General features: G+C 56.2%; 9 protein-coding genes and 1 pseudogene. 5 read left to right on the top strand and 5 right to left on the bottom strand.

Annotated elements, in window-relative coordinates; translation table 11 throughout:
• From Q1K07_RS20980 to Q1K07_RS20960, 5 genes and pseudogenes are all read right to left on the bottom strand, one after another.
• Positions 1-165, bottom strand: a pseudogene (locus tag Q1K07_RS20980) (electron transfer flavoprotein subunit beta/FixA family protein); the annotation flags it as partial.
• 105 nt (positions 166-270) lie between these two features.
• A complete protein-coding gene (locus Q1K07_RS20975; protein WP_300315825.1) occupies positions 271-1086 on the bottom strand; it encodes a CoA ester lyase in 816 nt (271 codons plus the stop codon).
• Between the two features lie 18 nt (positions 1087-1104).
• Positions 1105-2310 carry a CaiB/BaiF CoA-transferase family protein gene (locus Q1K07_RS20970; RefSeq protein WP_300315822.1) on the bottom strand — a complete coding sequence of 402 codons (1206 nt, stop codon included), beginning with the start codon at positions 2308-2310 and terminating at the stop codon, positions 1105-1107.
• A 54-nt stretch (positions 2311-2364) separates the two neighbouring features.
• Entirely contained in the window at positions 2365-3528 is a 1164-nt protein-coding gene (locus tag Q1K07_RS20965) for an acyl-CoA dehydrogenase family protein (RefSeq protein ID WP_300315819.1), read from the bottom strand.
• Entirely contained in the window at positions 3528-4355 is an 828-nt protein-coding gene (locus tag Q1K07_RS20960) for a MaoC family dehydratase N-terminal domain-containing protein (protein WP_300315816.1), read from the bottom strand. Before Q1K07_RS20960 ends, Q1K07_RS20965 begins: the two co-directional genes overlap by 1 nt.
• Positions 4356-4718: 363 nt before the next feature.
• On the opposite strand from Q1K07_RS20960, the gene Q1K07_RS20955 reads away from it, so the two are divergent.
• The 5 genes from Q1K07_RS20955 to Q1K07_RS20935 all read left to right on the top strand — a co-directional run bounded on the left by Q1K07_RS20955 (position 4719) and on the right by Q1K07_RS20935 (position 10812).
• Positions 4719-5693 (top strand): TAXI family TRAP transporter solute-binding subunit, encoded by a 975-nt coding sequence (locus tag Q1K07_RS20955; protein WP_300315813.1) that lies wholly within the window; start codon positions 4719-4721, stop codon positions 5691-5693.
• A gap of 134 nt (positions 5694-5827) precedes the next feature.
• Positions 5828-8029 carry a TRAP transporter permease gene (locus Q1K07_RS20950; RefSeq protein ID WP_300315810.1) on the top strand — a complete coding sequence of 734 codons (2202 nt, stop codon included), beginning with the start codon at positions 5828-5830 and terminating at the stop codon, positions 8027-8029.
• A 15-nt stretch (positions 8030-8044) separates the two neighbouring features.
• Positions 8045-8566: a phenylacetic acid degradation protein PaaY gene (locus Q1K07_RS20945; protein ID WP_300315808.1), complete on the top strand. Its 522-nt coding sequence runs from the start codon at positions 8045-8047 to the stop codon at positions 8564-8566.
• A 43-nt stretch (positions 8567-8609) separates the two neighbouring features.
• Positions 8610-9512, top strand: a complete 903-nt coding sequence (locus tag Q1K07_RS20940) for a LysR substrate-binding domain-containing protein (RefSeq protein ID WP_300315805.1) — start codon at positions 8610-8612, stop codon at positions 9510-9512.
• 166 nt (positions 9513-9678) lie between these two features.
• A complete protein-coding gene (locus tag Q1K07_RS20935; RefSeq protein ID WP_300315802.1) occupies positions 9679-10812 on the top strand; it encodes a Fic family protein in 1134 nt (377 codons plus the stop codon).
• Positions 10813-10927 lie beyond the last annotated feature (115 nt).

Raw genomic sequence — 10927 nt, 5'->3', positions numbered from 1 at the left:
GGCCACGCCTTTTTCCTTGAGGCGAACCGCTTCTTCCACGGCGATCTCACAGAAGGGGTTCATGGCCATCTTGACGTTGGTGAGATCGACGTCGGAATGATCCGGCTTGACCCGGATCTTGACGTTGTAATCGATGACGCGCTTGACCGCGACGAGGATTTTCATACCAGGCTCCATGTTGGTTCACAGGTTTGATGGGCTTGTTTGACAGACAGTTTGGCCCGGGGCATTGGAATAGATCGTCGAGCTGTCGAGAAAGGGCGATTGTCCTTACTCACCAGCACGTGCCAGTAGTGTCCTTGCGCGGATAATGACCGGCTCGTCGATCATCTGGCCATCGAGCTGAAAGGCACCGTCATGGCGTTGGGCTGTATCCAGTACCTTGCGTGCCCAGGCCAGGGATTCACTGCTGGGAGTAAAGGCCTTGTGGATCGCGGGTAGCTGCTTTGGGTGAATGCTGAGCATGCCGGAAAAACCCATTTCGGCCGCCTTCTGCGCCGCCTGTTCCACCTTGGCGGTATCGTGGATGTGGGGAGCGACACTCTCCACAGGAGGTGGCAGTCTTGCTGAACGGGAACAGACAATCAGCTGATAGCGGCACTGGTCGAGGATAATCGCCGCGCCGGGGCTGCCAGGCTCCAGGTTGAGGTCCGTCGACAGGTCCAGAGCGCCGAAGGTGAGCCTTTCGATACCGCTGGTAAAGGCCAGGCTGGTCATTGATACCAGCCCCCTGGCGGTCTCGATGATGGGCCAGACCGGCTTGCGGCTGGCAGCGACCAGTTCGATCTGTTTGCAGGTCTCGGCCTTGGGCAACATGATGCCGCAGACATTGGAGAATCTTGCGCATACCGCCAGGTCCTTCCTGATGTCCTGTGCTGTCGAGTTGATGCGCACCAGTACCCGGGCTTCAGGAGTAGCCTGGAGAAATTCGTCCAGATGGTGGCGGGCCAAGTCCTTCTCATGCGGTGCGACAGCGTCTTCGAGATCAACAATGACAGTATCGGCGTCACTGTTGAGCGCTTTGGCGATCCGCTCAGGGCGCGTCGCCGGGACGAACAGGAAAGAGCGTTGCAGGGGTGAATTCATGATGGCTCTCCGTGTGGTTCAAATGACGCCCTTGTCGGCAAGACAATGAATACTGTCGTCACTGAAGCCCAGTTCTTGCAACAGGCCGACACTGTGCTGACCAAGTTCAGGCACCTCGCCCATGCGAGGCGTGAAGGCATTGCTGCGTCCTGGCGGCAGGAGTACCGGCAGCGGGCCGGCAGGAGAGGAAACCTGTGTCCAGCGCTGGCGTGCCATGAGCTGTGGATGCTGCCAGACGTCATGCATGTCGTTGACATGGGCGTTGGCGATATTGGCATCTTCCAGCCTGGCGATAACCTCATCGGCGCTGAGTTCCTGAAAGGCATGGCAGATCAAGTCACGTAGTTTCTGGCGATGGGCAGAACGCTGGGAGTTACTGGAGAAACGCGGGTCGCTGGCAAGTACAGAATCCTGCAGGACGACTTCACAGAAGGTTTGCCACTCGCGTTCATTCTGCAGGCCGAGCATGACGGTATTCCCATCACCGGCAGGGAAGGGGCCATAGGGGTAGATGGTGGAATGGGAGGCACCGGCACGTGCTGGCGGCGTGGCACCTTTATAGGCGTAGTACAGTGGGTAGCCCATCCACTCGACCAGGCATTCGAGCATCGAGACATCGATATGACTGCCCTTGCCTGTGCGCTCGCGGAGCAGAAGTGCCGATAGCACATTGGAGTAGGCATACATGCCTGCAGCAATGTCCGCAATGGAACAGCCCGCCTTTGCCATGCCGTCTTCTTCGGGGCTTCCGGTGGTCGAGAGAAAACCTGCTTCGCTCTGAATCAACAAGTCATAGGCTTTCTTGTCGCGGTAAGGACCATCATCGCCATAGCCGGAAATATCGCAGACGATCAGTCGCGGGAAGCGCTCGTGCAGGCTGTCGAACGATAGACCGAGTCGAGCGGCTGCACCAGGAGCAAGGTTCTGGACCAGAACATCCGCCTCGGAAAGAAGGCGTTCCATGATGTCGCTGGATGCTTCGGCCTTCACATCGAGGGTCAGGCTCTCCTTGGAGCGATTGGTCCACACAAAATGGGAAGCCAGGCCATCGACCCTTTCATCATAACGGCGAGCGAAGTCTCCGACCTTGGGGCGTTCTATCTTGATCACCCGGGCACCGAGGTCCGCCAGCTGGCGCGTACAGAACGGGGCAGCAATGGCGTGCTCGAGACTGATGACGGTGATGCCATCGAGCGGCCGGAGTGGGGTAGTTGCATCGTGCATGGTGACTCCTCTGCTCCTGGGCCGCGTAGTGCGACCGGCAGGAGCCTTGCCTTGTCAGAATGAACGGGGAAGGTCGAGCAGATGCTCTGCAACGTAGGAGAGAATCAGGTTGGTCGAGATGGGCGCCACCTGATACAAGCGTGTTTCGCGGAACTTGCGTTCGACGTCGTATTCGCAAGCGAAGCCGAAACCACCATGGGTCTGAAGACACACGTTGGCAGCTTTCCAGGAAGCTTCCGCGGCCAGGTATTTGGCCATGTTGGCACTGGCGCCGGCATTCTGGCCGCTGTCGTACTCATGGCAAGCTTTCCAGCGCATCAGGTCCGCGGCCTCGACATCAATATGGGCCTGGGCAATAGGGAACTGGACGCCCTGGTTCATGCCGATGGGGCGACCGAACACTTCTCGGTCCCTTGCATAACGGGTGGCCTTGTCGATGAACCAGCGCCCATCGCCGATGCATTCGGCGGCAATCAAGGTGCGTTCCGCATTGAGGCCATCGAGAATGTAGCGAAATCCCATGCCCTCTTCGCCGATCAGGCTATCCGCGGGAATTTCCAGATTGTCGAAGAACAGCTCATTGGTCTCGTGGTTGACCATGTTGGGAATAGGCTGAACGCTCAGGCCATTGCCAATGGCCTGATGGAGATCCACCAGGAAAATCGACATCCCCAGGGACTTGCGCTGTACCTGATCGATGGGAGTGGTGCGTGCCAGCAGGATCATCAGGTCGGAATGCTGGATACGCGAGATCCACACTTTCTGGCCGTTGATGACGTACTTGTCTCCCCGGCGCACGGCAGTGGTCTTGATCTTGGTGGTATCCGTGCCCGTGGTGGGCTCGGTGACACCCATGGACTGCAAGCGCAATTCGCCAGCGGCAATCCTGGGCAGGTACTGGCGCTTTTGTTCTTCACTGCCATGTCTCAGCAGGGTGAACATGTTGTACATCTGGCCGTGCACGGTGCCGGAGTTGCCGCCGCAGCGGTTGACTTCCTCGAGAATGACCGAGGCTTCGGTCAACCCCAGGCCTGATCCGCCATATTCCTCCGGGATCATTGCGGCCAGCCATCCGGCCTCGGTCAGGGCATTGACGAATGCTTCAGGAAAGCCTTTTTCCTCGTCGACCTGCCGCCAGTAGGCATCATCGAAATTGGCACAGAGGCTACGGACTCCGTCGCGAATGGCATCGATGGATTCAGGGTCACGGATAAACATTAGCGTTGCTCCTGGTATTGTATTTCTGCCTGATGTGCCGGGCCGTCATCGTTGAATGCCCAGAGTGAAAACTGCTGATCCGTAAGCTCGACACCTCCTATATGGAAACCTGTATTGGCAAACAGCGGCCTGATTCCTCGATAGGAGAAATAGCGTGGGATCTTGTCGGGATGACGCCGCGTGAAACTATGCAGGAGAAGCGTCGCGATCATGGGGCCATGAACGACCAGGCCGGGGTAGCCTTCATGCTCCGTGACGTAGGGATGGTCGTAATGAATGCGATGGCCATTGAAGGTCACGGCGGAATAGCGGAACAGCATGGTCGGAGAAGGCTGGACATTGTCCTGCCAACTGGTCTTCGGAACCGGGAGAGTGCTTTTCAGCTTGGGAGAACTGGGCTCTCGATAGACGATGTCCTGTTCTTCACGGATACATAGGGTGCCGTTCTGTGCATAGGTATGCTCGACCGTGACGAACAGCAAGGCACCACTGGTACCGTGCTTTTCCTGGAGCTTGGTAATGGTCGATCGACGCTCGGCGGGGGCTTCCACACGCAGGGGCTCGAGAAAATTGACGCGCCCCCCTGCCCACATGCGATTGCGTCCGTCTATGGGGGGCAGGAACCGTCCCCGGGCAGGATGCCCGTCGTTTCCCAACTGTGCTTCGACGACAGGTTCCTGAAAGAAGGCCCAGTGCCAAAGATGAGGCAGCGCTTCTCCTGGTTGAGGAGACGTTTCTCCAAATGTTGTCGCGATTCTATGCACGAGAGTTGACGAAATAACGTCTCTGCTGACCTCCTGATTTCCTACCCAACTGTCGATTTTCATATGGCCATCCTGTTCGCTTGTGCTTTTCGACAAGCTCAGGATGCGCAACTCATGTGCTGGAGAGAATTTGTAAATCAATAAGCGGGTGTTCTGGAATTCCTAACGCCATCCCGTCCGTACCGCGAACGGGTTATATATAGGTATATGATTATATTTTATTTTCAGTTGGTGGGGATGATAAGAAATATATGTTGTTCGACAAAAGTCTATTAAGTGTTCCCGAAAGGGGGTGTTGAGAAATCCGACTTCATCTCAGAGAGCAGGTGTTGCAGGCTCAATTCGCGCGCTGGGCTTCGCAGACAGCAAGTTGCAAATAACAAGCATCTTTCGTGTCTCGAAAAACACAATAATCAGAGGTCGATCATGAACAAGATTACGCTTGCTCTCACCACGTCTCTTCTTCTTCTCTTTTCAGCATTTGTTGTCGGCGATGACCGTTCGGACTGGCCATCGAGCATGACGGTAGGAACCTCCAGCCAAGGCGGTACCTATTACATCTATGGCTCCGGGTGGGCCAATCTGGTCAATCAGAAGCTGGGTACCAATATCGGCGCCGAAGTCACTGGGGGGCCAGTGCAGAATGTCAGCATGGTTCAGCTTGGAGAGCATGACTTCGGCCTGGTGACCATGGGGCCGGCACTGGAAGCTATCGAAGGCAAGAGCCCCATTCTTCCTGGCGTCAAGCATGACAAGGTTCGCGCACTATTTCCCATGTATCAGACCATCTTTCATGTCAGCGCCATGAAGGATTCCGGAATTTCCAGCATGGATGGCCTCGAAGGCAAGCGTGCTGGTGTTGGTTCTGCTGGTGGTACCAACAGTGTCTATTGGCCAAGGTTCTTTGATCTGCTGGGTTACGATGTCACCACTCTTGAGGGCGGATCCGGTGACCAGGCGGGCCAGATGCAAGATGGTCTGCTGGATGCCTTTGCCTTCGGTGCAGGGCTGCCTGTGTCATCCGTCAGTCAGTTGGAAGCTCAATCAGAGATCAATGTCTTCAGCTTTCCAAAGGATGATATCGACAAGATCGTAAAGGAATATCCCGAGATTTCCCGCTCTGTTGTACCAGCGGGTACCTACCGGGCCGTCACGGAGGATATCCCCACGGTATCCATCTGGAACTTCGTCGTGGTCAATGCTGACATGCCGGAATCGCTGGCCTACGAAGTCGTCAAGACGGTGATGGAAAACCATGAGGCAATGCTCAAGGTGCATCGCTCGGCTGCCGAGACGATTCCCGAGAACGTCATCTATAACACACAGATTCCTTTCCACCCCGGTGCAGTGAGGTGGTTCGAGGAGAACGGTTACGACATTCCGGATGAGCTCAAGGGATGATTCATGCTCACTGCAGGATTTCCTCCTGGGTATGTGATTACCCCTGGAAATCCTGCCGTCATGTCATTGATTGCCCATTGCCCATAGCGTGTCGGGATGAGAAAGGGGTGTCGAGATGAGAAAGGGGTGTCGTGATGAGTAGCCAGAATGAAATGCCGGCAAGGGAGGCCGGGCAGGAAAGCCTCGACGTTCTCGACACAGCCGTTGTCGATGAAGTCAGGCCAGCAGGGAATGAACGTATCCTTGGAAGAACACCAGCCGCCATTGTCTTCGTGGTCTGTGTGGCTTATATCGCCTTTCATCTATATGCACTGAACATCCAGCCAGTCGAGACCTGGGTGTATCGCATTCTGCATATTGCAGCAGGTTTGCTGGTCGGTTTCCTGTTGCTGGGATCTTCGCACCATTTCACAGCAGAGGGAGATGCACCACCTTGGGCAAGAGGACTCGGTTTTTTGGCGCTGGTGCTATCACTGGGGATGTTGTTGCTGGTGGCCGTCGTGAGGCTGCAACCACACTACGCAGTGCTGGATGGCGCCGCCATGCTGGCACGTCATTACATCGGCGGCATGGCGCTGCTGGCCTTGCTGGTGTCGCTGAATACCAGCTATTGCTACAGAGGTCCACGAGCCAGCCTGAACCATGCTGACGTGTCACTGGGCATTCTGGCATTGGCCGTGGCGGCCTACATCATTCCGGGCCTGAGCTCCTGGCGAATGGTTGCCGGAACGCCACTGATCGGAGATATCGATGCCTGGATGGCTGCAATAGGCATCGGGCTGATCCTGGAGTTGACGCGCCGCGTGGCGGGCATGGCATTGGTGGTGATCACGGGAGTGTTCATTGCTTATGCCTTCGTCGGTCCCTGGCTGCCAGGTATTCTGGAGCACAATGGCTATGGTGCGAAAAAGCTGTTCACCTATCTGTATACCGACAACGGTGTACTGGGTCCGACCATTGCCGTGTCTTCCACCTACATCGTGCTATTCATTACTTTCGCCGCCTTCTTGCAGAAGTCCCGAGTCGGCGAGTACTTCGTCAACTTCGCTTTCTCTGTAGCAGGACGCTCAAGAGGCGGCCCCGCCAAGGTCGCGGTATTTGCTTCTGGCCTGATGGGCATGATCAATGGCACGTCGGCAGGCAACGTCGTATCGACAGGTAGCCTGACCATTCCCTTGATGCGGCGGGTCGGTTATTCCCCGAGGAGCGCTGGCTCGATTGAAGCCGCTGCTTCGACAGGCGGACAGATTGCGCCTCCCATCATGGGGGCAGGCGCCTTCATCATGGCGGAAGTGACCGGTATTCCTTATACCGAGATTGCCTTCGCCGCGATCATTCCTGCCGCGCTTTATTTTCTGTCCATCTATTTCATGGTGGACCTGGAAGCCAGGCGCAAGGGGATGCGTGGCCTGAGTCGTGACGAGTTACCCCGGCTTGTGCCCATGCTCCGACAGGCCTATCTGTTCCTGCCAGTGGTGATCTTGATCACCACGCTGTTCATGGGCTACTCGGTGATTCGTGCCGGTACACTGGCCATGGTATCGGCGGCCGTGGTTTCCTGGCTGACGCCTTACCGCATGGGACTCCGAGCGATCCTGGATGCATTGGCGTTGTCAGCACGCATGGTGGTTCCCCTGGTGGCGGTCTGTGCCTGCGCCGGGATCGTTGTCGGTGTCATCTCCATGACGGGGGTAGGGGCACGTTTTGCTTCATTGCTGCTGCAAATTGCCGATAGCAGTCAGTTCCTGGCACTGCTGTTTGCCATGCTGATCAGCATTCTGCTGGGAATGGGCATGCCCACCACGGCGGCCTATGCGGTTTCTGCCTCTGTCATTGCACCTGGGTTGCAGGAAATCGGCATTTCACCGCTGGTGGCGCATTTCTTTGTGTTCTATTACGCGGTGATTTCAGCCATCACTCCTCCGGTAGCCCTGGCGTCCTATGCCGCCGCGGCGATTTCCGGCTCCGATCCGCTCAAGACATCCATCACATCCTTCAAGTTCGGTCTGGCGGCCTTCGTGGTGCCATTCCTGTTCTTCTATAGTCCGGCCATTCTGATGCAGGGCAGTTGGCTGGAAGTCTCACGCGTGCTGGTCACAGGCGCTCTGGGCATATACTTGCTGGCAGCCGCGGTACAGGGCTGGCTGCTCGGGGCACTCAATCTCCCCATGAGATTGGTCGCGCTGGTAGCCGGTCTGTCGATGATGGCTGGCGGATGGGTGACCGATCTGATTGGAGTGTTCTTGGCGATGGTAGTGATTGCCTGGCAGTACCAATTGCGGCGCAGCCATGCGAACAGTGAAATGAATGTCGGTTCGCAGCGACTTGCCGATTAGGGAGGGGGCAACGCTATGGCCAGCTACATGTTCGAAGGCATCAAGCCGTCCATTTCACCACGGGCTTTTGTGCATCCCATGGCCGTGGTGATCGGCCATGTCGAAATAGGCGATGGCTGCTACGTGGGACCCGGAGCCAGCCTGCGCGGTGACTTTGGCTCCATCATCATGGAACCGGAATCCAACCTGCAGGACAACTGTGTGGTGCATGGCACGCAAGGGTCACTGACACGCATCCGGCACCGGGGACATATTGGCCATGGTGCCGTGGTGCATGGTTGCGATATCGGCGAGGGCGTGCTGGTTGGCATGAACGCGGTCGTCATGGATGGCTGTGTGATTGGCGCATCATCGATCATTGGCGCTTGCGCCATGGTCAAGGCTGGGTTCTGCTGTGAAGCGGCTTCATTGTTGCTTGGTTCTCCCGCCAAGTTGGTCCGCCAGCTTGAGGAACGCGATATACAGCGCAAGCATCAGGCAACGCAGCGCTATATCGAACTGGCCAGGCGCTGCCTGGACCAGCTGCAGGAATGCTGATTGCACAGGTTTCTGGTCATGGACTTACTGCAGGAGGAGGCTGATGCACTTCGACCTAGCCGATATTCGCTTGTTCATTCATGTGGCAGAGGCCTCCAGCCTGACTGGAGGTGCACGTCGGGCAAACCTTTCCACGGCGGCAGCCAGTACTCGTATCAAGGCCTTCGAAGGCCAGCTTGGCAGTCGCCTGTTCTATCGTGGTAGCCAAGGAGTGGAGCTGACGCCGGCAGGGGAGAGACTGCTGAATCATGCTCGGGCCATCATGCGCCAGGTCGAGTATGTGAAGAGTGATTTTTCCGAATACGCCAACAGCGAAGCAGGGCATATTCGTATCTTCGCCAATACCACAGCGGTGACGGAGTTCATGCCCGAAGTCCTGGCGGAGTTCCTCAGTGACCGGCCTGGCATCACCATCGATCTTCAGGAACGGCTGACCAATGACATCTTCCGTGGGGTGTTGGATGGTGCGGCTGATCTGGGTGTGACATCGGGCGATATCAAGATCCATGGACTGGAAGTCATTCCCTTCAGCATGGATCGCCTGGTGGTCGTGGTGCCTTCCGGTCACCCTCTCGTGAAAGAAGAAATCATCGCCTTCAAGGATACTCTGGAATACCCCTACGTTGGTCTGCATGAAGGCAGCACGTTATTGCAGTTCCTCAAGGCACAGGTCAATGAGATCGGTGAGACGCTGCCATTGCGTATCCAGGTTTATGGCTTCGAGCCCGCATGCCGCATGATCGAGGCTGGCGTAGGCATTGGCATCCTGCCGGAATCCAGCGCTGTGCGTTATCAGAAGACGATGCAGGTGCAGATCGTGCAACTGGAAGATGACTGGGCACAGCGAGAGCGGGCTGTCGTGGTGCGCGAGCTGGCATCACTGCCGGAGTCTGCCCGAACCCTGATCAGTGCCATTCGTCGCTACCACCATTATCCCGAGCAGTGATTACTCGGTGATGTTTCGGAAAATCCAGCTTCGAAAAATCCATCGTCCCCTGTTTTATCTCGGCCTCTTGCTGGTGAGCCGAATAGATATCTTATTCGGCTTGAGTTGTGAGTCGAATAAGTGATAATAAAAGGCTCATGGGGTGAGCCGAATATGGGGGGGGTAGATGTCCTGGATATGGCAACAATCTGAATGGCCTGAATTCCACTGGAATGCAGCTGACATTACCCCGAGGCTTCGTCGCATACACTTCCAGGAAGGTCGACTGTTGGGCAAGGCGGAAGCTGTGGATGCTGATTCACCTGCCCAATCACTCGACACTTTGCTAGCCAACATCGTCGCATCATCTGCTATTGAAAACGAGCGCTTGAATGTCCAGTCGGTACGGTCGTCGCTGGCAAGGCGCTTGGGCGTCAGGCAGGACAGTCCATATCCATCATCTGATCGTTCCGAAGGGCTGGCTTCAATGATGATCGATGCCATTGAACAGCATGCGCAGCCGCTATCACTGGAGCGTCTGTGCCAATGGCATCGCTGGCTATTTCCTGCCGGGGGCAGTGAGTTCGCTGTCAGGCCGTTGATCGTGGGAAACATCCGCGGCGAAGAGCCCATGCAGGTAGTGTCAGGTCGTCCCGATAACCCCACCGTACATTTTGAAGCACCTGACAGACAACGCCTTGAACCGGAACTGATGATGTTCATCGACTGGTTCAATAGCACTCGCGATGCCCCTGAACTGGACCCATTGATTAGAGCTGCGTTGTGCCACCTTTGGTTTGTCACCTTGCACCCGTTTGATGATGGCAATGGGCGCATCACTCGGGCTCTGACAGATATGGCACTGGCACAAGGTGACCACCAGAGTATTCGACTGTATGCCATGTCTACGGTGATTCTCGATCAACGCCACGAATACTATCGGATCCTAGAGCAAACCCAACGAGGGAGCCTGGATGTTTCTATTTGGATTCAATGGTTCCTGGATACTCTGGAGGGGGCGATGGTACAGGCCCAAAAGAAAGTGGACCGTACCATACACAAGACTCGGTTCTGGGAACTCCACCGGGGAGCATCATTGAGCCCTGAACAAGTCAAAGTGCTCAATCGACTGCTGGATGGTGGTGACAATGGCTTTGAAAACGGTATCAGTGCCTCGCAGTACCAGAAGGTGGCCAAGGTCAGTAAAGCCACTGCAACACGCCACTTGGTACAGCTCGTAGAAAAAGGCTGTCTGGTTCGTATGGAGGGAGGAGGCCGCAGCACGCGATATCGCATAGGCTCTATACGAGAAGACTCCTAGGAGAAACAGAGGATTCCTCCTCTCGATGACATGGGCAGTAGCTAAAATCCCGCTAACTTGGCTGGTGCTAACGATAGAGGGCAAGGGAAGAGAGGCAGGGGGAAGAGGGTCAGGG

The sequence above is a fragment of the Halomonas sp. genome (assembly GCF_029263665.1).
GTDB lineage: Bacteria > Pseudomonadota > Gammaproteobacteria > Pseudomonadales > Halomonadaceae > Halomonas.
The sequence above is the reverse complement of the archived record's forward strand: the minus strand, read 5'-3'. Positions and strand labels throughout refer to the sequence as shown.

Excerpts from the sequence above, each read along its gene's own strand:
- Q1K07_RS20965 (WP_300315819.1), bottom strand. The coding sequence starts at position 3,528 with ATGTTTATCCGTGACCCTGAATCCATCGATGCCATTCGCGACGGAGTC.
- Q1K07_RS20960 (WP_300315816.1), bottom strand. The coding sequence starts at position 4,355 with ATGAAAATCGACAGTTGGGTAGGAAATCAGGAGGTCAGCAGAGACGTT.
- Q1K07_RS20955 (WP_300315813.1), top strand. The coding sequence starts at position 4,719 with ATGAACAAGATTACGCTTGCTCTCACCACGTCTCTTCTTCTTCTCTTT.
- Q1K07_RS20940 (WP_300315805.1), top strand. The coding sequence starts at position 8,610 with ATGCACTTCGACCTAGCCGATATTCGCTTGTTCATTCATGTGGCAGAG.
- Q1K07_RS20945 (WP_300315808.1), top strand. The coding sequence starts at position 8,045 with ATGGCCAGCTACATGTTCGAAGGCATCAAGCCGTCCATTTCACCACGG.
- Q1K07_RS20935 (WP_300315802.1), top strand. The coding sequence starts at position 9,679 with ATGTCCTGGATATGGCAACAATCTGAATGGCCTGAATTCCACTGGAAT.
- Q1K07_RS20950 (WP_300315810.1), top strand. The coding sequence starts at position 5,828 with ATGAGTAGCCAGAATGAAATGCCGGCAAGGGAGGCCGGGCAGGAAAGC.
- Q1K07_RS20970 (WP_300315822.1), bottom strand. The coding sequence starts at position 2,310 with ATGCACGATGCAACTACCCCACTCCGGCCGCTCGATGGCATCACCGTC.
- Q1K07_RS20975 (WP_300315825.1), bottom strand. The coding sequence starts at position 1,086 with ATGAATTCACCCCTGCAACGCTCTTTCCTGTTCGTCCCGGCGACGCGC.